This is a genomic window from Gottfriedia sp. NPDC057948 (assembly GCF_042887255.1).
Taxonomy (GTDB): Bacteria; Bacillota; Bacilli; order Bacillales; family Bacillaceae_G; genus Gottfriedia.
Map to the genome: position 1 here is coordinate 1 of NZ_JBHVPN010000031.1, position 22,711 is coordinate 22,711.

The 22,711-nt window shown below is 33.4% G+C and carries 20 protein-coding genes, 1 tRNA gene and 2 riboswitches; of the genes, 16 read left to right on the forward strand and 5 right to left on the reverse strand.

What is annotated here, in order from left to right:
- Nucleotides 1-18: 18 nt before the first annotated feature.
- The 5 genes from ACFVRR_RS23630 (at nt 19) to tsaD (ending at nt 3,103) form a co-directional block, all read left to right on the forward strand.
- Nucleotides 19-94 (forward strand) — tRNA-Asp (locus ACFVRR_RS23630).
- A 387-nt stretch (nt 95-481) separates the two neighbouring features.
- On the forward strand, nt 482-949 hold the full coding sequence (tsaE, locus tag ACFVRR_RS23635) for a tRNA (adenosine(37)-N6)-threonylcarbamoyltransferase complex ATPase subunit type 1 TsaE (RefSeq protein ID WP_056470004.1): 468 nt from the start codon (nt 482-484) through the stop codon (nt 947-949).
- Nucleotides 930-1,622 (forward strand): tRNA (adenosine(37)-N6)-threonylcarbamoyltransferase complex dimerization subunit type 1 TsaB, encoded by a 693-nt coding sequence (tsaB, locus tag ACFVRR_RS23640; RefSeq protein ID WP_387333176.1) that lies wholly within the window; start codon nt 930-932, stop codon nt 1,620-1,622. Before tsaE ends, tsaB begins: the two co-directional genes overlap by 20 nt.
- Before the next feature lie 9 nt (nt 1,623-1,631).
- Nucleotides 1,632-2,084 carry a ribosomal protein S18-alanine N-acetyltransferase gene (gene rimI, locus ACFVRR_RS23645; protein ID WP_387333178.1) on the forward strand — a complete coding sequence of 151 codons (453 nt, stop codon included), beginning with the start codon at nt 1,632-1,634 and terminating at the stop codon, nt 2,082-2,084.
- A complete protein-coding gene (gene tsaD, locus ACFVRR_RS23650) occupies nt 2,081-3,103 on the forward strand; it encodes a tRNA (adenosine(37)-N6)-threonylcarbamoyltransferase complex transferase subunit TsaD (protein WP_387333180.1) in 1,023 nt (340 codons plus the stop codon). Before rimI ends, tsaD begins: the two co-directional genes overlap by 4 nt.
- 215 nt (nt 3,104-3,318) lie before the next feature.
- On the opposite strand, the gene ACFVRR_RS23655 is transcribed toward tsaD, so the two are convergent.
- On the reverse strand, nt 3,319-5,244 hold the full coding sequence (locus tag ACFVRR_RS23655; protein ID WP_387333182.1) for an ABC-F family ATP-binding cassette domain-containing protein: 1,926 nt from the start codon (nt 5,242-5,244) through the stop codon (nt 3,319-3,321).
- Between the two features lie 161 nt (nt 5,245-5,405).
- On the opposite strand from ACFVRR_RS23655, the gene ACFVRR_RS23660 reads away from it, so the two are divergent.
- The gene (locus tag ACFVRR_RS23660) at nt 5,406-6,032 is read left to right on the forward strand and encodes a redox-sensing transcriptional repressor Rex (RefSeq protein ID WP_387333184.1); all 627 of its coding nucleotides are present in this window, start codon (nt 5,406-5,408) and stop codon (nt 6,030-6,032) included.
- Between the two features lie 46 nt (nt 6,033-6,078).
- On the opposite strand, the gene ACFVRR_RS23665 is transcribed toward ACFVRR_RS23660, so the two are convergent.
- Nucleotides 6,079-6,750, reverse strand: coding sequence for a CPBP family intramembrane glutamic endopeptidase (locus ACFVRR_RS23665; protein ID WP_387333186.1), 672 nt, complete (start codon nt 6,748-6,750; stop codon nt 6,079-6,081).
- Between the two features lie 274 nt (nt 6,751-7,024).
- On the opposite strand from ACFVRR_RS23665, the gene groES reads away from it, so the two are divergent.
- The gene (groES, locus tag ACFVRR_RS23670; RefSeq protein WP_025672094.1) at nt 7,025-7,309 is read left to right on the forward strand and encodes a co-chaperone GroES; all 285 of its coding nucleotides are present in this window, start codon (nt 7,025-7,027) and stop codon (nt 7,307-7,309) included.
- A gap of 59 nt (nt 7,310-7,368) precedes the next feature.
- On the forward strand, nt 7,369-8,994 hold the full coding sequence (gene groL, locus ACFVRR_RS23675; protein WP_387333188.1) for a chaperonin GroEL: 1,626 nt from the start codon (nt 7,369-7,371) through the stop codon (nt 8,992-8,994).
- Nucleotides 8,995-9,836: 842 nt separating this feature from the next.
- Here the strand turns inward: groL and ACFVRR_RS23680 are convergent.
- Complete coding sequence (locus ACFVRR_RS23680) at nt 9,837-10,688, reverse strand: ATP-dependent DNA ligase (RefSeq protein WP_387333190.1); 852 nt, start codon at nt 10,686-10,688, stop codon at nt 9,837-9,839.
- A 231-nt stretch (nt 10,689-10,919) separates the two neighbouring features.
- Between ACFVRR_RS23680 and ACFVRR_RS23685 the strand changes: the two genes are divergently transcribed.
- Both ACFVRR_RS23685 and ACFVRR_RS23690 read left to right on the forward strand, forming a co-directional pair.
- Nucleotides 10,920-11,321, forward strand: coding sequence for a hypothetical protein (locus ACFVRR_RS23685; RefSeq protein WP_387333191.1), 402 nt, complete (start codon nt 10,920-10,922; stop codon nt 11,319-11,321).
- A gap of 156 nt (nt 11,322-11,477) precedes the next feature.
- Nucleotides 11,478-12,236, forward strand: a complete 759-nt coding sequence (locus ACFVRR_RS23690) for a peptidoglycan recognition protein family protein (protein WP_387333193.1) — start codon at nt 11,478-11,480, stop codon at nt 12,234-12,236.
- 62 nt (nt 12,237-12,298) lie between these two features.
- Here ACFVRR_RS23690 and ACFVRR_RS23695 read toward each other — a convergent pair whose 3' ends face one another.
- Nucleotides 12,299-12,619 carry a DMT family transporter gene (locus ACFVRR_RS23695; protein WP_056470039.1) on the reverse strand — a complete coding sequence of 107 codons (321 nt, stop codon included), beginning with the start codon at nt 12,617-12,619 and terminating at the stop codon, nt 12,299-12,301.
- Between the two features lies 1 nt (nt 12,620).
- Complete coding sequence (locus ACFVRR_RS23700; RefSeq protein ID WP_025672133.1) at nt 12,621-12,968, reverse strand: QacE family quaternary ammonium compound efflux SMR transporter; 348 nt, start codon at nt 12,966-12,968, stop codon at nt 12,621-12,623.
- A 190-nt stretch (nt 12,969-13,158) separates the two neighbouring features.
- A riboswitch (purine riboswitch) is annotated at nt 13,159-13,261 on the forward strand.
- 146 nt (nt 13,262-13,407) lie between these two features.
- Here ACFVRR_RS23700 and guaA point away from each other — a divergent pair.
- The 6 genes from guaA (at nt 13,408) to ACFVRR_RS23730 (ending at nt 22,342) form a co-directional block, all read left to right on the forward strand.
- A complete protein-coding gene (guaA, locus tag ACFVRR_RS23705) occupies nt 13,408-14,943 on the forward strand; it encodes a glutamine-hydrolyzing GMP synthase (RefSeq protein ID WP_387333195.1) in 1,536 nt (511 codons plus the stop codon).
- Between the two features lie 654 nt (nt 14,944-15,597).
- Nucleotides 15,598-15,697, forward strand: a riboswitch (purine riboswitch).
- A 170-nt stretch (nt 15,698-15,867) separates the two neighbouring features.
- A complete protein-coding gene (locus ACFVRR_RS23710; RefSeq protein ID WP_387333205.1) occupies nt 15,868-17,196 on the forward strand; it encodes an NCS2 family permease in 1,329 nt (442 codons plus the stop codon).
- A gap of 112 nt (nt 17,197-17,308) precedes the next feature.
- Nucleotides 17,309-17,866, forward strand: coding sequence for a glycerol-3-phosphate responsive antiterminator (locus tag ACFVRR_RS23715; protein WP_387333197.1), 558 nt, complete (start codon nt 17,309-17,311; stop codon nt 17,864-17,866).
- Nucleotides 17,867-18,191: 325 nt separating this feature from the next.
- Complete coding sequence (locus ACFVRR_RS23720) at nt 18,192-19,016, forward strand: MIP/aquaporin family protein (RefSeq protein WP_387333199.1); 825 nt, start codon at nt 18,192-18,194, stop codon at nt 19,014-19,016.
- Between the two features lie 18 nt (nt 19,017-19,034).
- Nucleotides 19,035-20,525 (forward strand): glycerol kinase GlpK, encoded by a 1,491-nt coding sequence (gene glpK, locus ACFVRR_RS23725; protein ID WP_387333201.1) that lies wholly within the window; start codon nt 19,035-19,037, stop codon nt 20,523-20,525.
- 131 nt (nt 20,526-20,656) lie between these two features.
- Nucleotides 20,657-22,342, forward strand: coding sequence for a glycerol-3-phosphate dehydrogenase/oxidase (locus ACFVRR_RS23730; RefSeq protein ID WP_387333203.1), 1,686 nt, complete (start codon nt 20,657-20,659; stop codon nt 22,340-22,342).
- The last annotated feature ends 369 nt before the right edge of the window (nt 22,343-22,711 follow it).

A 22,711-nucleotide genomic window follows, 5' to 3' on the forward strand; every position in this document is an offset into this window, starting at 1 on the left:
TGTCCCCGCAACCAAAATGGTCCCGTGGTGTAGCGGTTAACATGCCTGCCTGTCACGCAGGAGATCGCCGGTTCGATCCCGGTCGGGACCGCCATACATACGATTCTTAAAACGAAACAAAAAATTGTTTCGTTTTTTTTATTATTTTTGAAATGAGTAATATAGAAAGAATATTACTTTTAACGATTATAACTGTTTAAAACAGAAGCCTCAGAAGCAAAGACTGCTCAACTCAACCTTAATTAGAAAACGTCGGATGTTAGGGAGATCACAAGGAGCCTATGCGACTAGAAGGCACGATTTACGGCTTGCAAAAAGCGGGATAAGTAACAAAAGAAACGAAAACAACCTAATATAAATTTCAATAATTTATTTAAACTATTCAAAAGAATATTACTGTTTGACATTCGCTTAATGTTTTGAAATGATATAATATGGCAAAGTTAGAAATAGACGAGTTAGAATTTTGGTGGTGAAGTAATTGGAAATTGTTTTACATACAAATACTGAGGAAGAAACCCAAGAAATTGCATTTTTTCTCGGACAACTAGTGCAACAAAAGGATGTAATATTATTAGAAGGAGACCTTGGTGCTGGAAAGACCACTTTTACAAAAGGATTTGCTAAAGGTCTTGATGTAAAAAGAACGGTTAACAGCCCAACTTTTAATATTATTAAAGAATATAAAGGTAGAATTCCTCTATATCATATGGATGTTTATCGTTTAGAAGGTAGTAGTGAAGATTTAGGCTTTGATGAGTATTTTATGGGTGAAGGTGTTTGTGTTGTAGAATGGGCTCATTTAATTTCAGATTACTTACCAAATGAATTCTTAAAAATCATAATAACTCATGAAGAAAATGGTAGAATGATTACTTTTATTCCAAGTGGATCTAGGTATGAATTTATTTGTAAGGAGTTAATAAACAATGACCGTTTTAGCAATTGATACATCTACAAATGTTATGGGGATTAGTCTAATAAAAGATCAATCTGTTATTGGAGAAACGATAACATTTATTAATAAAAACCATTCTGTACGATTAATGCCAGCAATTAGTACTTTAATGGAAGAATGCAATATAAAACCACAGGAACTATCTAAAATAGTAGTTGCAAAAGGTCCAGGCTCTTATACAGGCGTACGCATTGGTGTCACTGTGGCTAAATCATTAGCTTTCACTTTAAATATTCCAATTATCGGAGTATCAAGTTTGAAGGTATTGGCAGCTAACGGGCGATATTTTAATGGATTAGTTTGCCCATTATTTGATGCAAGACGCAACTTATTATTTACAGGTCTTTATGATTTTAGAGGTCAGGTCACTAATGAGGTATTAGAAGACTGCAATATTGACCGAAGTATTTGGATTGAAAAGCTTAAATCTTATAATGAACAAATCTTATTTATTGGTAATGATGTATCAATTCATAAAGAATTTATTATTGAGCATTTAAAAGATAAAGCTGTCTTTGCAAAAGAAAGTATGAATAACCAGAGACCAAGTGAACTGTTTACATGTAGCTTAGAAGAAAAAGAAGAATCAGTTCATAATTTTGCACCAGAATATTTAAGATTATCAGAAGCAGAAGCTAATTGGCTAGCAAGCCAAGAAAAGTAGGAGGATATTATGATCTCATCGGTTGCTTTTCGTAAAATGAAAGAAGAAGATTTAGATCAAATAGTAGAAATTGAAAAACAAGCATTCCCTACACCATGGACATATGATGCTTTTTATAATGAATTATATTCAAATCAATTTGCCAATTATATAGTGGCTGAAGTTGATGAGAAAATAATTGGTTATTGTGGATTATGGGTGGTCATTGACGAGGGACATATTACAAATATAGCTATTTTGCCAGATTATAGAGGAGTAGGTCTTGGCGAAAAGTTACTTCGTGCGGTAATGGAAACTGCTAAAAATCTTGGAGCTGATACATTAACATTAGAAGTTAGGGTATCGAATCATGTAGCAATGGGTCTATATCGAAAACTGGGCTTCCAAGATGGTGGTATTCGAAAAAGCTATTATACAGATAATTTTGAGGATGCATTAGTTATGTGGGTGAATTTGAAATGATAAATGAAAATTGTTTAATTCTTGCTATAGAGACAAGCTGTGATGAAACCTCAGCAGCAGTTGTTAAAAATGGAAATGAGATTTTAAGTAATGTAGTAGCTACTCAGATAGATATTCATAAACGTTTTGGTGGAGTTGTACCTGAAGTTGCATCACGATTACATGTTGAGCAAATAACTTTAATAATCGAAGAAGCAATGAAGCAGGCACAGGTAGAATATGAAGATCTAGCTGCCGTTGCAGTTACAGAAGGTCCAGGACTAGTTGGAGCGTTACTAATTGGGGTCAATGCGGCAAAAGCAATTGCATTTGCACATGGATTACCGCTTATAGGAGTACACCACATTGCGGGTCATATTTATGCTAATCAACTTGTACAGCCCCTGCAATATCCACTATTAGCATTAGTAGTTTCTGGTGGACATACGGAGCTTGTCTACATGAAGGAAGATGGCATTTTTGAGGTAATAGGTGAAACAAGAGATGATGCAGCAGGAGAAGCTTATGATAAGGTCGCTAGGACACTTAAATTACCTTATCCAGGTGGTCCTCACATTGATCGTCTAGCACAAGAAGGAAATGCAACTATTCCTTTTCCTAGAGCTTGGTTAGAAGAGGGTAGCTATGATTTTAGTTTTAGTGGATTAAAGTCAGCAGTTATTAATTATATGCATAATGCTGAGCAAAGAGGCGAGGAAGTATCACCTGCGGATGTCGCAGCAAGCTTCCAAGAAAGTGTAATTGAAGTAATTGTTTCTAAAACAATTCAAGCTGCAAAAGAATATAATGTAAAACAAGTTTTATTAGCCGGAGGAGTGGCAGCTAATAAAGGGTTGAGAGCTACATTACAAGAAGAGATGAATGCTTTGAGTAATATAGAATTAGTTATACCACCACTATCACTTTGTACAGATAATGCTGCGATGATTGGTGCTGCTGCATTTATCCGTTTAAAACAAAGAAAACTAGGTAATTTGGCATTAAACGGGAATCCAGGTTTGGATTTAGAGAATATGTAAGAAGTACTTATTCACAATTTTTCAATAAAATGTGGATAAGTACTTTTTATTTGTTAAAAACTTATTAAACTATGTGAACAAAATTGTGTATAACTTTACTGTTTTTCTGTGGATAGTGTGTATAAATCTGTGTAAAAGCTAAATGATAATTGAATATATGTGGATAAATATGTAGATAAGAAAAACGGATAGCAAAAAGCTTATCCGTTTAGTCATTAATCTTGTAAGTTCTCCCATTCTTCCATTAGGTCTATTAACTTAGCTTCGATCTCATTTTTCTTATTTGTTAATTCTTGTACTAATTGAAAATCACCATAAACTTCTGGCTTACATAATTCTAGTTCGATCGTCTCTATATCAAGCTCAAATTGCGATATATTACTTTCAATTTCCTCTATTCGACGCTGAGTTTGACGGAGTTTTTTCTTCAATTCTTTGTCTTGTTGATAATCAGAAATTGGTTGAGAGGATAGTTTAACCTGTGCTAATGTAGCCTCTTTTTCTGCTTGTTCTTTTTCAAATGCTTCGTTTTTCTTAAATAGGTAATAGTCATAATCACCCAAATAAATTGATAATCCTGCTTTTGCTAGTTCAAAAGTTTTTGTGGATAATCTGTTCATAAAGTAACGATCATGAGAAACAAATAAAATCGTTCCAGGGTAATCTAATAAAGCATTTTCTAACACTTCTTTACTATCTAAATCTAAATGGTTAGTAGGCTCATCAAGAATTAGGAAATTAGCTTTTTTCATCATAAGCTTAGCCAAAGCTAATCTTGCCTTTTCTCCACCACTTAAAGAGGTAACAATTTTTGTCACGTCATCTCCAGAAAATAAAAAGTTCCCTAATATTGTTCGAATTTCTTGTTCGGGCTTTAATGGATAATCATCCCAAAGTTCGTCTAATACTCTTTTATTAGAAGTTAGTTTTGCTTGCTCTTGATCATAATATCCAACCGAAACGTTTGCACCAAAATCAATCGTTCCCTGTAATTTTTCTAAATCTCCTATAATCGTTTTAAGTAATGTCGATTTACCAACACCATTTGGACCGACTAAAGCAACACTATCGCCTCGATTCAGTACGAATCTCATCGGCTCATCAATTGTTGGGATACGATCATAGCCAATAAATAAATCTTGTACAGACAACACATCATTACCACTTTGTTTTTCAATTGTAAATGAAAAATTAGCCGAAGATTCGTCTCCAAGTGGCCTGTCTAATCGAACCATACGATCTAATTGTTTCCTACGACTTTGAGCTCTTTTGGTAGTTGAAGCACGCGCAATATTACGTTGCACAAAATCTTCAAGTTTAGAGATTTCATCTTGTTGCTTTTCGAACTGTTTTAACTCTTGTTCATATTGAGCTGCTTTTAGATCAAGGTACTTACTATAATTACCAACAAATCGTTGATGCTTATGATTAGATATTTCATAAACAATATTAACAACTTGATCAAGGAAATATCGATCGTGGGAAACGATTAATACAGCACCAGGGTATGACTGTAAGTAGCGCTCTAACCAACTTAGAGTGTCAATATCTAAATGGTTCGTAGGCTCATCCAGGATTAACAAATCAGGCTTTGTCAATAATAGCTTACCTAATGCCAGTCTCGTCTTTTGTCCACCGCTTAACGAAGAAATTTTTTTTTCGTAATCTTCATTACTAAAACCTAAACCACTAATTATTGAACGAATATCTGCTTCAAACTGGTAACCACCGTTTTCTTTGAAAGTATATTGAAGATGATCATATTCATTCATAACCTTGTCATAAACGGCTTGATTAGAGTAGACCTCCTCCCTAGTCATTTTAACTTCTAATTTTCTCATATTGTCCTGCATCTCTACTAAATGATTAAATACAGAATAATATTCTTCCCAAATCGTTTTATCGCTTTGTAAACCAGAGTTTTGGGCTAGGTAGCCTACAGTAACGTCTTTAGGTTTATTTATTTCACGGCCATCATAGGATATTTCGCCTGCTATGATTTTCAATAATGTAGATTTTCCCGCACCATTACGCCCAACAATGGCAACTCGATCACTCGTTTGAACTTCTAATTTTATATTTGAAAGTATAATGTCACTACCAAAATACTTTGAGACATTATTTACTTGTAAAAGAATCATGGATAACACCTCATTGCAAAATTTTTTATGTATGTAACTGTAGACTGTCAAAATTCTTAAATATAGTGTATATTTTACATTAGAACAAGTACTTTATTACTAAAATAAAGTCAAAATACACACCATAGTAAAAAGAATTACAGTAAGTGGGGGATTAAAAAATGGATTCGGAACAAATTAAAATTCCACAAGCTACTGCTAAACGTCTACCTTTATATTACCGTTTTATAAAGAATTTGTCTTTATCAGGTAAACAAAGAGTTTCTTCAGCAGAGTTAAGTGAAGCAGTAAAGGTAGATTCCGCTACAATCAGAAGAGATTTTTCATATTTTGGAGCACTTGGTAAAAAAGGTTATGGCTATAACGTAAACTATTTATTAACTTTTTTCTCGAAAGCGCTTAACCAGCATGAAGTTATGAAAGTTGCATTAATTGGTGTTGGTAATTTAGGAACTGCATTCTTACATTATAATTTTATAAAAAATAATAATACAAAAATTGAGATGGCATTTGATATTGATCCAAATAAAATCGGTACTGAAATAGGTGGAGTACCCGTTTATAATCTAGATAATCTAGAGGAAGTTATGAATGAAGATATTCAAATCGTTATTTTAACTGTTCCTGCACCTGTAGCACAATCAATAGCTGATCGATTAAATGGAAAAAATATTAGAGGAATCTTAAATTTCACACCTGCACGAATTAGTGTACCAGAACAAATTCGCATTCATCATATAGACTTAGCAGTTGAACTGCAAACATTGGCATATTTTTTACAACAATAAATTCATATCAAAATAAAAACCCCCAAAGAATTTGGGGGTTTTGGTTTTAATGTAAATTGATCTGCTGAAAAACAACAAAAGAGTTCATTAACATATGTGTTAAGATTGGTACCATAATTGAGTTTGTTCGTTTATACAGATAACAAAATACAAAACCGATTAAAAAGTATGATAAAAAGAAGGGCAAGTCACCGTGCATAAGCGAAAAGATCGCTGAACTAATTCCAGCAGAAATAATAAATGGTAAACGATTATATAGCCTTTTAAAAATAATACGACGAAAAATAATCTCTTCTAAAATGGGTGCAACTAAACTTGGGATGATAATAAAAGCCGGGTTAAGCTTAGCGATGTTTATGATATTTTGAGTATTTTCTGAGCCTTTATGTAAATCAAGTACATAAATTAAAATTAAATTACAGACAATTTGAGTTAGCATTGTTATGAAGTAACCTAAAATAACCCAATTTATTATTGTACGATAATTAGTTTTTAGGTTTTTAATTCCTTCATAAATTGGCTTATGTAATAAGATAAGTATGATAATTAATCCACTTATGAAACTAATACAACCCCATAATGCCACCGCTTCAAGAGAAGCTGTTTTCTGATCCACTCCAACGTATAAGTTACTATTTAATAAATAGGGCACCCCAAATACCGCTGAATATTGAAGAACGACATACGTTAATAAAATCCATAAATCTCTAGTTTTCAATACGATAGCTCCTTTGTGTTGATATTTTTCAGAACCCAAAGGTTTATAACAACACGTACATTATTTTACTCGTTTCTTTTGTTTCTTAAAAGAAATTTTCACTTTTTATTTTACTTTTGATTGTAAAGAAAAAAACTTATTAAATTTCGACAAGAAAAGTGCCTGCTTCGGGCTTGCAAAATTTTTTGATATTATTTAAACTAATAATTGTGTTAGCACTCAATATACATGAGTGCTAAAAAATAATGATTTGATTATTGAGGAGGTATTACACATGTTAAAGCCATTAGGTGATCGTGTTGTAATTGAGCTTGTTGAGTCTGAAGAAAAAACTGCTAGTGGTATCGTGTTACCAGGTAGTGCACAAGAAAAGCCACAAGAAGGCAAAGTTGTTGCAGTAGGTACTGGCCGAGTACTTGAAAATGGTGAGCGCGTAGCTTTAGAAGTATCTGTAGGTGACCGCATTATCTTCTCTAAATATTCAGGAACAGAAGTTAAGTACGGTGGCACTGAATACTTAGTACTTCGCGAAAACGATATACTTGCAATCATAGGTTAATAAAATAAAAATACTTAAATTAAAAAATAAATTTTTTATATTATAAGGAGGTCATTTTCATGGCAAAGGACATTAGATTTGGTGAAGAAGCACGTCGTGCAATGTTACGTGGTGTAGACGCTTTAGCTGATGCTGTAAAAGTAACTTTAGGACCAAAAGGACGTAACGTAGTTCTTGAGAAAAAATTCGGTTCTCCATTAATTACAAATGATGGTGTTACAATCGCAAAAGAGATCGAATTAGAAGATGCATTTGAAAATATGGGTGCAAAATTAGTTGCAGAAGTTGCTAGCAAAACAAATGATGTTGCTGGGGACGGTACAACAACTGCGACAGTTTTAGCTCAAGCTATGATTCGTGAAGGTCTTAAAAACGTAACTGCTGGTGCAAGCCCAATGGGTATCCGTAAAGGGATCGAAAAAGCAGTTGCTGTAGCAATCGAAGAATTAAAAACAATCTCAAAACCAATTGAAGGTAAAGAGTCAATCGCACAAGTTGCTGCAATTTCTTCAGCGGATCCAGAAGTTGGACAATTAATTGCTGAAGCAATGGAGCGCGTTGGTAACGATGGAGTTATTACTCTTGAAGAATCAAAAGGTTTCACAACTGAGTTAGAAGTAGTAGAAGGTATGCAATTTGACCGTGGATACTCTTCTCCTTACATGGTTACAAATTCAGAGAAAATGGTTGCTGAATTAGAAAATCCATATATTTTAATCACAGATAAAAAAGTAACAAACATTCAAGAAATCTTACCAGTACTTGAGCAAGTTGTTCAACAAGGTAAACCACTATTAATCATTGCTGAGGATGTTGAAGGTGAAGCACAAGCAACGATCATCGTAAATAAATTACGTGGTACGTTCAATGCAGTTACTGTTAAAGCTCCTGGCTTCGGTGACCGTCGTAAAGCAATGTTAGAAGATATCGCGATCTTAACTGGCGGTGAAGTGATTACAGAAGAATTAGGATTAGATCTTAAAACAACTAACATCACTCAATTAGGTCGTGCTTCAAAAGTTGTAGTAACTAAAGAAAACACTACAATCGTTGAGGGTGCTGGTGAAACTGAAGCAATCCAAAGACGTATCGGTGTAATCCGTGCTCAATTAGAAGAAACTACTTCTGAATTTGATCGCGAAAAATTACAAGAACGTTTAGCTAAATTAGCTGGTGGTGTAGCAGTAATCAAAGTTGGTGCTGCAACTGAAACTGAATTAAAAGAGCGTAAATTACGTATTGAAGATGCATTAAACTCTACACGTGCTGCAGTTGAAGAAGGTATTGTAGCTGGTGGTGGTACTGCATTAATGAGCGTATATAATAAAGTAGCTGCAATCGAAGCAGAAGGTGACGTATCAACAGGTATCAACATCGTATTACGTGCACTTGAATCTCCAGTTCGTCAAATCGCTACAAATGCTGGTCTAGAAGGATCAGTAATTATTGAGAAATTAAAAAGTGCGGAAGTTGGCGTTGGTTTCAATGCAGCTAACGGACAATGGGTAAACATGATCGAAGAAGGGATTGTTGACCCAACTAAAGTTACACGTTCTGCACTTCAAAACGCAGCATCTGTTTCTGCTATGTTCTTAACAACTGAAGCAGTAGTAGCTGACATCCCTGAGAAAAATGCTCCATCAATGCCTGATATGGGTATGGGTGGCATGGGCGGCATGATGTAATAAAGAAAAAAACCCTTGAGCAATCAAGGGTTTTTTTTCGCATATAATTGCGAGATCTAAAAATATTGGTTGTTGTTTTTTTTCACCAAAGAAATCAACTCCGTTTTAACATAAAAAATTATTATTTCTTTCATACTATTTTCCATTAACAAATTTAATATTTTCTGAATATATTAAGAGAAGGACAAGCTATAAAGAAATGAGGGGATATGGATAGACGAAATTAATGAATTACAGGAAAAAATAGCAGAAATTAAAGAACGTTTGGCAGTGGCAGAGAGTACTATTGTAAAGGTTGAACAAAAAATTGAGTGAATAGAAAGTATTACTAGTTGGACTGTACGTTTAATTATTCTTTATAAGAGACCGTATTTATATTAGACTTCATTTCAAAGTAATATTGCTAGCAAATATAGTGAAATAAAGTAAAAAACCTGGGACTTTTATAGGGTTTTTATTTTTATGTTTCGATTATCTACTTTTTGAGTAGTCGATAATGAGAATAACTAACTGGTATTAGATTAAAGAAATTGAATTAAATAAGACTTAGGCTTTATTGACTAGATATCGTTTAAATATGTATAGTAAATTTGATAAAAGCAGAAAAACTATAAAGAAGCATATTTACAATTATATCAAATAACTTTTTAAGGATGATTTAGATGAATTTTGGTTTATATAGAGGATGCCTTTTTGGTCTTTTATTTTCTATACCATTTTGGTTAATCATAATATGGCTTATATTTAAATAGAACATAAAAAAAACCCCTTCAAGTAAGTAAAAAGCACTAATACTTTCTACATTAAAGGGGGGGAGATCATTACTCTAAAAAAGTTATTTTTTAAACGATAAAGTCATGGAATATTGGTTCAATTAATTCTCCGCTATTTAATTGACCTCTATTTTTTATCACACATCGAACTAACGGTTCTACATAAATATAATTTTTGTCTTCTCCAGTTTTTATATGCTTAGTTAGACTAAAGAAAGCTGTTTTTTGGCCGGTATTCATTCCGAACTCTACTATTCCTACATTTACATGCTCACCATTTTTTAATTCCGAGATTAATAATCCCATTCCTTGTTTTTTATAGCCTGTTATATAGTAATTACTATATCTCCAGTTAATAATTTTTAACCAATTTAGTGATCGATGTGCTGGTATATAAGTAGAATCTTTTGATTTAGCTACTATACCTTCAAGTCCAAGAGTTTTAATTTGCTCAAAAAACATCTGACCTTCCGACTCGATATAAAAACTGTTTTTAATTGATTCTTGATCAACTATAGTTTCTGAAAGGATTTTTTTTCGATAAGATAAAGGTTCTTTCATTAAGTTCTTATTTTTAAGGCGTAAAATATCAAAAACGATATATGTTAATGGGAATTGTTTGCTTCCTTGTATTATTTTGTATTCTTGAATAAAACTTATCCGATTGGTTGCCGCTTCAAAATCCTCTCTGCCGTCATTATAACAAACTAAAACACCGTCTAAGTAACAATCATCTAAGTCGATATTTTCGAGTTCAGGGATTCTCTCCGTAATCTCGGTACCATTTCGATTAAAAAGTTTATTCTTTCCATTTTGCCTTTCAAGCATCATTCGAACACCATTTGATTTCAATTCAAAATAATGTTGATCAGAGTCAAAAGGTTTATCAGCATTTTGTAATAGCATTGGCTCAATAAACATTTTTCATTTCGCTATCATGATTGTTGCTTTTCAACATAATCAAGATTCCTTTCTTTTTCATTTGATATATATAAATAACATAAAATTTTTGTTTTCTTATATAGCAATATTTCACTCTATTTTTAGTCTTCCACTAGTTAATGTACTTTTATTTCAAATGTATTTCAAGTCATAACTCGTCTAATTTCACAATAAGATTAATTATCTTCTTATGAAAAGTGGTGTTATGAAATGGGGAGGAAAAATAATTTCAAAATTACGGAACCGATGTTGAACGAGTACTATGATTTGAGTCAAAAAAAGAAAGATATTGAAAATCAGTTAGAAGAATTACAAAAGATTTTTCATGGATACTTTGATCATCAAGTTGGAATGAATGAAAAAGGTGAACTAATTATTAATAATTTAAAACTTGAACGAATCATAAGAAAAAAAGAGAAATTTAATGAGGAGAAGACAATTTATAAATTAGAAGAACTAAACTTGACTGATTTAATACAAATAGTAAGAAAACCAGATGGAGATAAAATCAAGTCTGCAATTAATTTGGGATTGTTAAAAGAGAAGGATTTGGATGGATGTATATCTTTTAATTCATCACAAGCAATTTATGTTAAACCGCTAAAAAAGTAATTAGGTTTAGATGAAAGGAACTTCCTGGAGAGTATCTAATACTCTCTTTTTTATATGTAACGAATTTTATCTTTCAGAATACTGTATTAGTATACATGTCCAAGTATTCGAAAGAGGTTTTTTTGGACATGCCAATATTGAAAAGGAGTGCTAATTTTGGCATATTGGAGAAATGATTTTATTTCGATGAACAAGTATACGAGGCCGTCAATAAAATTGAAAGAAGTTAGAAAAATTGTGCTGCATTGGACAGCAAATCCAGGGGCAAGTGCTCAGAGTCACCAAAGGTATTTTAACGGTATAGCGATAAAAAATAAAACATATGCATCTGCTCATATTTTTGTTGATTCGAAAGAGGCAATCTGTATTATTCCGCTTGATGAAGTAGCTTATCATGCAAATGATCATTATGAAAGAAATAGTAATGGTGGTGTATATAGAGGGGTGGATGAACTCGCTCCGAACGCAAATAAGCTTTCAATCGGTGTTGAAATGTGTGTCGAAAAGGATGGTACGATTTCAGAATATACATTAACACGTACGATTAGAGTAATTGCTGAATTGTGTAAGATGTTTAAATTAAATGCAAATGACATTGTTAGACATTATGACATAACACATAAGCCATGTCCAAAAACCTTCATAGACAACACCGATCGATTTAACGAGTTTAAAGAACAAGTTGATGCGATCTTAAATCCCCCGAAAACCCAAACAGACTCAGTCCCATACCCTGGTATTTTAAAAGAAGGATCAAGAGGAGAATCTGTTAAAAAAGTTCAACAAAAACTTAAAATAACGGCAGATGGAATTTTTGGACCGGTTACTGAAAATGCAGTTAAAAAATTTCAAGCTAGTAATGGACTAGTTGTCGATGGAATTGTTGGAAAAAACACTTGGAGCAAGCTGTTTTAAAAGACAAGATCACGTAATTCCTAAAGAAAAAACCCCTATTTCTGTTTCAAATAGGGATTTTTTTAATGAGGAGAGATGATTTTTAAACCAATAACAGATCCAATTACTAATGTGATAAATAATAGTCTCTTCCATTCACGTGATTCATTAAAGAACAACATGCCAATTAAAACAGAACCAGCGGCACCTATACCAGTCCAGATTGTATAACCTGTTCCAACGGGTATAACCTTTAAGGCCTTTGATAATAAGTAAAAACTAGTCCATCCAGATAGAATACACAAAATGGAGTAGTTAAGTTTTTTAAAATTATTAGATAGCTTCATAAAAATGACAAAGCCAACTTCACCCAAACCTGCAATAAATAAAAATAACCAAGCCATTTTAAGCTGCATCTCCCTTTTCTGCTTTTTTATCACCTGAAGTTAATTTTAAGCCAATAATTCCAGATAATAATGTAATTACCAGAATAACTTTTAATATAGATGCTGATTCATTTAAAAATAACATTCCTATAATAACTGTCCCAGCGGCACCGATTCCTGTAAAAACTGCGTAGGCAGTACCTATTGGAATATCTCTTATTGCTTTTGAAAATAAATAAAAGCTGAACAAGATTCCAGCTATCGTTAAAATTGTTGGTAACAAATTTGTAAAACCTTCTGAGTATTTTAGTCCAAATGCCCAAGCAATTTCGGAAACTCCCGCTATAACTAAGTAAATCCAACTCATAAAAAATCTCCCCTTTATAGCAGACTAAATAAAAAATTTTGTTCCGGTAAACTACCTACCGTTCGTTAGTTAAAAGATACACTATAATCTTATTCATGACAAGTTGTAACGTTTCCACAAAAATTTATTTTTTTTATGTATTGAAATACCTTGACCGAAAAAATATACATTGTTAGAATGAGACAATAATACAATATTCGTCATTATTCTTCATATATCCTCGACAATACGGGTCGAGAGTCTCTACCGGGGCGCCGTAACATGCCCTGACTATGAAGGCAGTCTGACTTTGTTTAATTTAAGTCTGATTTTCTGCCTTCTTATGCGTATTTTTCGTATGTAAAAAGAGGAGAAAGTCGGCTTTTTTTATTTTTTTTGGGAAAAATAGTATCAGTTTAACTGATACGTTAATTCAATATATATAGATGGGGTGACCGTTTTGCAACAACATGACACAATTGTAGTACTAGATTTTGGAAGTCAATATAACCAACTTATAGCACGCCGTATCCGTGAGTTTGGCGTTTATAGTGAATTACGTCCTCATACAATCACTGCAGAGGAAATTAAGCAAATGGGCGCTAAAGGGATCGTTTTCTCTGGCGGACCAAATAGCGTATATGGTGAAAATGCCTTTTTCTGTGATGAAGCAATTTTTGATTTAGAAATTCCAATCTTAGGTATTTGTTACGGAATGCAGTTAATGACGCAACATTTTGGTGGAACGGTAGCTAGAGCTGACCAACGTGAATACGGTAAAGCTGAATTAAATATTCAAAATCCGTCTGCTTTATTAAAAGACCTACCATCAGACCACGTAGTTTGGATGAGTCACGGTGATAAAGTAATCCAACAACCAGAGGGATTCGTTGTAGATGCAACTAGTGCTTCTTGCCCAATCGCAGCAATGAGTAACGAAGCTAAAAAAATGTATGGTGTACAATTCCATCCAGAAGTTCGTCACTCTGAATATGGAAATGATCTTTTAAAGAATTTCGTATTCAATATTTGCGAATGTGAATCAAACTGGTCAATGAAAAACTACATTGAAGTTCAACTTGAACATATTCGTAATACTGTTGGCGACAAAAAGGTACTTTGTGCACTTAGTGGTGGTGTTGATTCTTCAGTAGTTGCAGTATTAATTCACAGAGCAATTGGAGATCAATTAACATGTATCTTTGTTGACCATGGTTTATTACGTAAAGATGAAGCTGAAGGCGTTATGAAGACGTTTAGTGAAGGCTTCAACATGAACGTAATTAAAGTAGATGCTAGAGAGCGCTTTTTAAGTAAACTTGCTGGCGTTTCTGATCCAGAAGAAAAACGTAAAATTATCGGTAATGAATTCATCTATGTGTTTGATGATGAAGCAGCTAAATTAGAAGGTATGGATTTCTTAGCTCAAGGAACTCTTTATACAGATATTATCGAGAGCGGTACGGCTACAGCTCAAACAATCAAATCACATCATAATGTAGGTGGATTACCAGAAGACATGCAATTCACGTTAATCGAGCCTTTAAATACATTATTTAAAGACGAAGTACGTGCAGTTGGAACTGAACTAGGAATTCCAGATGCAATCGTTTGGAGACAACCATTCCCAGGCCCAGGTCTAGGAATTCGTGTATTAGGTGAAATTACTGATCAAAAACTTGAAATCGTTCGTGAATCAGATGCAATTTTACGTGAAGAAATTGCTTTAGCTGGTTTAGATAAAGAAATTTGGCAATATTTCACAGTATTACCTGACATCCGTAGTGTTGGTGTAATGGGTGACGAACGTACGTATGATTACACTGTAGGTATTCGTGCAGTAACATCTATCGATGGAATGACTGCTGACTGGGCACGTATTGATTGGGATGTACTACAAAAAATCTCAACTCGTATTGTAAATGAAGTTAAACATGTAAACCGTATAGTTTATGATATAACTAGTAAGCCACCTGCAACGATTGAGTGGGAATAATAAAAAAAGCCATAAACCCTTATTGGGTTCATGGCTTTTTTTATTGTGATTTGACCCCAGTTTGTAACAAATAGCCGGACATGTGAGTGTATTCTGCGATAATTTTGGTTTATAATCGATATTTTAACTTGGGAGGGTCTGAAATTGCATAAACTTTTTTAAATGTGAATTCGTATCCCCTGGTCAGTAAAACATTTTTTTATCAAGTATTATACTTATATTTGTAGTGTATTGGGGATTATTAGGAAGTAGGAGAGTAATTCAATTATTTAAAATATAAATTTACTAAAGATAATGGTAATAATTAATAGTTTTGTAATTGCATCGTTATTATATTTTTTATTAAAAGACGAAAAGAAAACAAAATATGTATTAAAAATAGTAAATATAGCTAAATCTCTACTTTAGTAAATGATTGTAGATTTTTTTTGTTGTAATTTGTCATTTATTGAACAGTTTATAGTACAATAGTTATTAGAATTAACTGTTAATTGAACGTTTTATTTAACTAAAATGTATTTTTCCAAATGATCAAGTATAATTGAACAACTAAAATATGGTAAAAACGAACGAAAACGAATATTTTATAAAAAACGTTCGTTTTTTTGTTGACACGTATCAAAACTGATTGTAATATAAAGAGGTAAATTAAATAAATTATTTGTCATAACATGTCGTATAGGCTAGTAAATATGGACTAGCGTCTCTACCCGCCACCGTAAAATGGCGGACTACGAAGTAATGATTTCTGAAAGTTATTAACCTACTATTTTGCTATTATTCTACTATTCTTGGGTTAATAAGTTCGGAATGAAACTGCTCGTGATAGGCGCTTTTACCATTGTGTAAAAGTGCCTTTTCTATTTTAAACAATAGAGACCGACTTTTAAGACTAAAACATAGGAGGATCACATGAAAGAACGTATCAGTAATTATTTTGAGTTCAACAAGTTAGGCACATCATATCGTCAAGAAACAATTGCTGGTTTAACTACATTCTTAGCAATGGCTTATATTTTATTTGTAAATCCATCGATTTTATCATTATCAGATATAAAGGATTTCCCAGAAGCTTTAAGAATGAATAAAGAGGCAATCTTTGTAGCTACATCTTTAGCTGCAGCATATGGATCGATTTTAATGGGGATTTATGCGAAATATCCAATTGCTTTAGCACCAGGTATGGGATTAAATGCATTCTTTGCTTTTAACGTAGTTCTTGGAATGGGTATTCCATGGCAAACAGCATTAGCTGGCGTATTTGTATCAGGTATCATTTTTATCATTCTTTCATTAACTGGTCTTCGTGAACAAATTATAAATGCAATTCCAATTGAATTAAAATTAGCAATTGGTAGCGGTATTGGATTCTTTATTACATTTGTAGGTTTAAAAAACTCAGGTATTATCGTAAGTAACCCTGCGACATTCGTATCACTTGGTAAATTAAATGAACCTGCTGTTTTATTAACGATTTTCGGTTTAGTTATTACTGTAGTGTTAATGGCTAGAAAAATAAAAGCCGGTGTATTTTTAGGTATGATCATTACTGCAATCGCAGGTATGATTTTTGGAATTATCGACTTACCATCTTCAGTTGTTGGTCCAGTACCAAGTATTGCTCCAACATTCGGTCAAGCAATTAAACATATTCCAGATGTTTTCTCTTCAGGTAAAATGTTTGCTGTAGTATTAACTTTCTTTATTGTAGATTTCTTTGATGCAACTGGAACATTAGTAGCTGTAGCTAACCAAGCTGGATTATTAAAAGAAAACAAACTTGAAAGAGCTGGTAAAGCATTAATGGTTGATGCAACTGCTGTTGTAGTTGGTTCAACTTTAGGTACAAGTACTACTACTTCTTATATTGAGTCAACTGCTGGTGTAGCTGCTGGTGGACGTACTGGATTCTCAGCAGTAGTAACAGGTATTCTATTCTTATTAGCATTATTCTTCGCTCCACTTTTAGGAGTAGTAACTGCAGCGGTAACTTCACCTGCTTTAATCGTAGTCGGAGTTTTAATGGTTTCATCAATTGGTCAAATTGATTGGAAAAAGTTCGAAATTGCTGTTCCAGCATTCTTTACAATTATTGCAATGCCTTTAACTTATAGTATTGCAACTGGTATCGCAGTTGGTTTCATTTTCTATCCGATTTCAATGATTGCAGCTGGAAAAACGAAAAAAATTCATCCTGTAATGTATGTGTTGTTTGTAGTATTCGTATTATTCCTAGCGTATTTCAGAGAGTAGAACCTAAATTAAAAAAGAGTCTGTACAAAGAAAATTCTTTCATTGTACAGGCTTTTTCTTTTTTTTTTAATTGTGTACTATAAAAGTAAAAAATTCTATAGGGGTAATATTGATGGATTTTCATGAACAAAAAATTCTACCAGCAGTTAGAAAAATAAAGGATTTAGAAAAATTATTAACTACTTCGTATAAAAATATTGTTATTCTTGATATTCATATCGGTCAATTGAAAAGTGTAGTTTCTCTTGCTAAGCAACATGGAAAGAAAGTATTTTTACATGTCGACCTTATACATGGTTTACAAAGTGATGGGCATGCAGCGGAATTTCTTTGTCAAGAATACAAGCCAGATGGATTACTTTCTACAAAATCCAATGTTATTTTAAAGGCTAAGCAAAAAGGGGTTATTGCCATCCAACGAATCTTTTTGATTGATTCTGGAGCAATGGAAAAAAGTTTAGTGTTATTAGAAAAAACAAAGCCTGATTACATTGAAGTGTTACCAGGAGCACTAACGAATGTTATTGCAGAGGTAAAAGAAAGAACTGGTATACCTATTTTAGCTGGCGGATTTATTAGAACTGTTGAAGATGTGGAAGCAGCTTTGAATGCTGGTGCTACAGCAATTACAACCTCGGATAAAGATTTGTGGAAAAAATTTCTAAAATAATGGCAAAAATGTGAAAAATTCTGTTGACACCGCTTTCAATTGAGGTTAGCATAAAAGACAAGTTAATAAACGTGACGGAGAAATGAAGAGATCCACAATTAATAGTTTCTATTTGTTAATAGAAACTGATTGATTGTGGGTCTTTTTGTTTTTAGGCTCTGTTAATAGTTGATATGCACTAATATCATACTTATCGTCTCAATACTTCTTTTTATTAAATCAACAGCTTATATTAACGGAGTTATTTTTAAAAAGAATGGCCATTCAATTTATTTTCGATCACGAAAAAACTTAATTTTAAACAGAATGTGGATGGAGTGAAATTATGTCAGCATTTTTAGGGGAATTAATTGGAACTGCTTTGCTAATTGTTTTAGGTGGAGGAGTTTGTGCAGGTGTAAGTTTAAAAAAATCATTTGCTAAGGATTCAGGTTGGATTGTAATAACTCTAGGATGGGGTTTAGCAGTTGCAATATCTGTTTATGCAGTAGGTAGTATTAGTGGAGCGCATTTAAATCCAGCAGTAACATTAGGATTAGCTTTTAAAGGCAATTTTCCATGGAGTCAAGTACCCGAATACATTTCAGCACAAATGATTGGTGCAATGATCGGAGCAACAATTGTCTATTTACATTACTTACCGCATTGGAAAGAAACAGAAGATCCAGGAACAAAATTAGGTGTATTTGCAACAGGTCCAGCTATACCTAATATATTTGCAAATCTTTTAAGTGAATTGATCGGAACATTCATCTTAGTGTTTGGTATTTTAGCAATTGGTTCAAATAAATTTGCAGATGGTTTAAACCCTTTTATCGTAGGGTTCTTAATTGTTAGCATTGGTTTATCATTAGGTGGAACGACTGGTTATGCAATTAATCCAGCTCGTGATTTAGGACCTCGTATTGCACACTTTTTATTACCTATTCCCGGTAAGGGTGGTTCGAATTGGAAATATGCATGGATTCCAGTTGTTGGACCAGTATTAGGAGGATCACTTGCAGGAATATTCTATCAGATTATTTTTGAAGGTAAGCATAACTCTGCAATTATTTATGTAGGAATTGTAACAGTTGGTATTTTAATAGTTTCTTATTTGACAAGTAAAAAGAGTCAAAGTCATGCAAATAATAGAAAAGTAGTAGCTTAATGAGGAGATGGGACGATTATGAATAAATACATTCTTTCTTTAGATCAAGGTACAACAAGTTCTCGTGCAATTCTATTTAATAAAGATGGAAAAATAGTTCATGTTGCACAAAAAGAATTTACACAGCATTTTCCAAAGCCAGGATGGGTTGAGCATAATGCGCAAGAAATTTGGGGATCAATTTTAGCTGTCATTGCTACTTGTTTAAGTGAAGCAGATGTAAAACCTGAGCAAATTGCAGGTATAGGTATTACAAATCAGCGTGAAACAACGGTTGTGTGGGACAAAGAAACTGGAAGACCAATCTATAATGCGATCGTTTGGCAATCACGTCAAACGAGTGAGATATGTGACGATTTAAAAGAGAAAGGCCATGGAGAGGTTGTACATGAAAAAACAGGTCTTTTAATTGATGCCTATTTCTCTGGAACAAAAGTTAAGTGGATTCTAGATAATGTTGAAGGTGCAAGAGAGAAAGCAGACCGTGGTGAATTATTATTTGGAACAATTGATACTTGGCTTGTTTGGAAATTATCTGGCGGTAGTGTACATGTTACGGATTATTCAAATGCATCACGTACATTAATGTATAACATTCATGAATTAAGATGGGATGATGAACTACTTGAAATGCTAACGGTACCAAAAAGCATGCTTCCAGAAGTACGATCTTCTTCTGAAGTATATGGTCATACTGTTGATTACCATTTCTTTGGTCAAAAAGTACCAATTGCAGGGATAGCAGGTGACCAACAAGCTGCGTTATTTGGTCAAGCTTGCTTTGGTGAAGGAATGGCGAAAAATACTTATGGTACAGGTTGTTTTATGTTAATGAATACTGGTGAAAAAGCGGTAAAATCTAATCATGGCTTATTAACAACAATTGCATGGGGACTAAATGGAAAAGTTGAATATGCTTTAGAAGGAAGTATTTTTGTAGCAGGTTCTGCTATTCAATGGTTACGTGATGGTATGCGCATGTTTAAAGATGCTAGTAATAGTGAAGAATATGCCACTAGGGTGGAATCTACAGATGGAGTTTATATCGTACCTGCATTTGTTGGCCTAGGTACCCCATACTGGGATAGTGAAGTACGCGGAGCAGTTTTTGGATTAACTCGAGGAACAACGAAGGAACATTTTATTCGTGCAACACTTGAAGCATTAGCTTATCAAACAAAAGATGTTTTATGTGCAATGGAAGCTGATTCAGGTATTGAACTAAAAACTTTACGTGTGGATGGGGGAGCAGTTAAGAATAATTTCTTAATGCAATTTCAAAGTGATCTATTAGATGTCCCAGTTGAACGTCCTGAAGTAAATGAAACAACAGCTTTAGGTGCAGCTTATTTAGCAGGTTTAGCTGTTGGTTATTGGGAAAATCAAGAAATAATCTCCAAACAATGGAATATGGATAAGAGATTTAAACCAGAAATGCAAGATGAAAAAAGAGAAGAACTATACAGTGGTTGGAAAAAAGCAATCGAAGCAACAAAAGCTTTTAAATAATATAGTATAGTGTTAAAATAGAAACAAGTTAATATTTCGGTAGGAGATTTAGAGAGACCGCAACATGCTATAGAAGAAATTCTATAGTAATGTTTGTGGTCTCTTTTTTTCGTATTTAAGGAGGAAAAGCAATGAAATTTTCAGGTGTACTACGAAAAGATGTCTTAAAAACAGTAAATAAAAGAGAATTAGATGTAATCGTAATCGGTGGAGGTATTACTGGAGCAGGTATTGCATTAGACGCTACTACACGTGGATTATCAACAATCGTAATTGAAATGCAAGACTTTGCAGCAGGTACATCTAGTCGTTCAACTAAGCTTGTACATGGTGGATTACGATACTTGAAACAATTAGAAGTAAAAATGGTAGCAGAAGTTGGGAAAGAACGTGCAATTGTTTACGAAAATGGTCCACATGTAACAACTCCAGAATGGATGTTATTACCTTTCCATAAAGGTGGCACATTTGGTGCATTTAGTACATCAATAGGATTAAGAATTTATGATTTCCTAGCTGGTGTTAAAAGAAGTGAACGGAGAAAAATGTTTAATCGTGAACAAACGATCAAAAAAGAGCCACTTGTAAAACAAGAAGGGTTAAAAGGCGGAGGATACTATGTAGAGTACCGCACAGATGATGCTCGTCTAACAATTGAGGTAATGAAAGAAGCGATCGCTCATGGGGCGAAAGCAGTGAACTATGCAAAAGTAGATGGTTTCTTATATAAAGATGGTAAAGTTTGCGGTGTAATTGTCGTTGATTTATTAGACGGTGAAGTGTATGAAGTATACGGTAAAAAAATTGTAAATGCAGCGGGACCATGGGTGGATTCGCTGCGTGAAATGGATAATTCAAAGAGAGGTAAAGTATTACAGCTATCCAAAGGTGTTCATTTAGTTATTGACCATAGTCGCTTCCCACTCGGTCAAGCAATCTATTTTGATACGCCAGACGGACGTATGGTATTTGCGATTCCTCGAGATGGAAAGACATATGTAGGTACAACAGATACATTTTATAATGAAGATGCTGCAAAACCACTAATGACGAATGAAGATTGTAATTATATTATTAATGCAATCAACTATATGTTTCCAAAATTAAACATCTCGAAACCGGATATAGAATCAAGTTGGGCAGGAGTACGTCCGTTAATATATGAAGAAGGGAAAAATGCATCCGAAATTTCACGCAAAGATGAAATTTGGACTTCAAATTCTGGATTAATTACAATTGCTGGTGGAAAGTTAACAGGATATCGAAAAATGGCCGAAACGGTAATCGACTATGTAACTGAATTACTAAAAAAGGAAGGATACAATTCTAACTATATTAAAAGTAAGACAAAACATATGCCAATCTCTGGTGGACATGTAGGTGGAGCAGCGCAATTCTCTAAATATATTTCTGAAAAAACCAAAGAAGGAATCAAGTATGATTTATCAGAAAATCAAGCTGAACGTTTTACAAAGTTTTATGGATCCAATGTGGATACGCTATTTCAGTTAGCAAGTCAGCACAGAATGGTGGCATATCAATATAATTTACCTATAGATGTCTTCGTACCGCTTTTATATGCAATAGACTTTGAGATGGTTGTAAAACCAGTCGACTTTTTTATACGTCGTACTGGTGCACTGTTCTTTAATATTCATTGGGTATATGAATGGAAGGACGCAGTAATTGAATTTATGTCAATAAAGCTAGAGTGGAATAAGGAACAAAAAGTAAAATACACTACTGAGTTAGATCAAGCATTAGTAGAAGCAGTAAAGCCTATTGAAAAATTAAAGAAGAGTGCAACGTTAGCATAAGAATTAAAGGATGCTTCATAATGAAGCATCCTTTAATTAGTTATATTTAGGTGAATACACTCACCATTGTTAATAAAGAGCTCAATTAGATGAAACATTCTGAATAGTAGTATTTTTATTTTAGTATTGTAATTAATTCAAATAGCTGATATATTATTCTATGTTGTCCCAAACGAGGGAAAACAAACGAAATAAAAATCAAAAAACATTTTAAAAAGTTGTTGACTAAAACAAGCTTTAAATGATATGATTTAAAAGTCGCTTCTGAAGCGATAAAGTGAACTTTGAAAACTAAACAAAACATGAAGTAAACGTCAATTATTAGTTTTTTGAGCAATACAAGATTTAAACTTAACTTTTATGGAGAGT

What these genes read in the sequence shown, in the direction of transcription:
- rimI (WP_387333178.1), top strand. Translation starts at nt 1,632, where the DNA reads ATGATCTCATCGGTTGCTTTTCGTAAAATGAAAGAAGAAGATTTAGAT.
- tsaD (WP_387333180.1), top strand. Translation starts at nt 2,081, where the DNA reads ATGATAAATGAAAATTGTTTAATTCTTGCTATAGAGACAAGCTGTGAT.
- ACFVRR_RS23730 (WP_387333203.1), top strand. Translation starts at nt 20,657, where the DNA reads ATGAAATTTTCAGGTGTACTACGAAAAGATGTCTTAAAAACAGTAAAT.
- ACFVRR_RS23715 (WP_387333197.1), top strand. Translation starts at nt 17,309, where the DNA reads ATGGATTTTCATGAACAAAAAATTCTACCAGCAGTTAGAAAAATAAAG.
- ACFVRR_RS23660 (WP_387333184.1), top strand. Translation starts at nt 5,406, where the DNA reads ATGGATTCGGAACAAATTAAAATTCCACAAGCTACTGCTAAACGTCTA.
- ACFVRR_RS23685 (WP_387333191.1), top strand. Translation starts at nt 10,920, where the DNA reads ATGGGGAGGAAAAATAATTTCAAAATTACGGAACCGATGTTGAACGAG.
- ACFVRR_RS23655 (WP_387333182.1), bottom strand. Translation starts at nt 5,244, where the DNA reads ATGATTCTTTTACAAGTAAATAATGTCTCAAAGTATTTTGGTAGTGAC.
- ACFVRR_RS23720 (WP_387333199.1), top strand. Translation starts at nt 18,192, where the DNA reads ATGTCAGCATTTTTAGGGGAATTAATTGGAACTGCTTTGCTAATTGTT.
- groL (WP_387333188.1), top strand. Translation starts at nt 7,369, where the DNA reads ATGGCAAAGGACATTAGATTTGGTGAAGAAGCACGTCGTGCAATGTTA.
- ACFVRR_RS23695 (WP_056470039.1), bottom strand. Translation starts at nt 12,619, where the DNA reads ATGGCTTGGTTATTTTTATTTATTGCAGGTTTGGGTGAAGTTGGCTTT.
- glpK (WP_387333201.1), top strand. Translation starts at nt 19,035, where the DNA reads ATGAATAAATACATTCTTTCTTTAGATCAAGGTACAACAAGTTCTCGT.
- ACFVRR_RS23680 (WP_387333190.1), bottom strand. Translation starts at nt 10,688, where the DNA reads ATGTTTATTGAGCCAATGCTATTACAAAATGCTGATAAACCTTTTGAC.
- ACFVRR_RS23700 (WP_025672133.1), bottom strand. Translation starts at nt 12,968, where the DNA reads ATGAGTTGGATTTACTTAGTTATAGCGGGAGTTTCCGAAATTGCTTGG.
- tsaB (WP_387333176.1), top strand. Translation starts at nt 930, where the DNA reads ATGACCGTTTTAGCAATTGATACATCTACAAATGTTATGGGGATTAGT.
- groES (WP_025672094.1), top strand. Translation starts at nt 7,025, where the DNA reads ATGTTAAAGCCATTAGGTGATCGTGTTGTAATTGAGCTTGTTGAGTCT.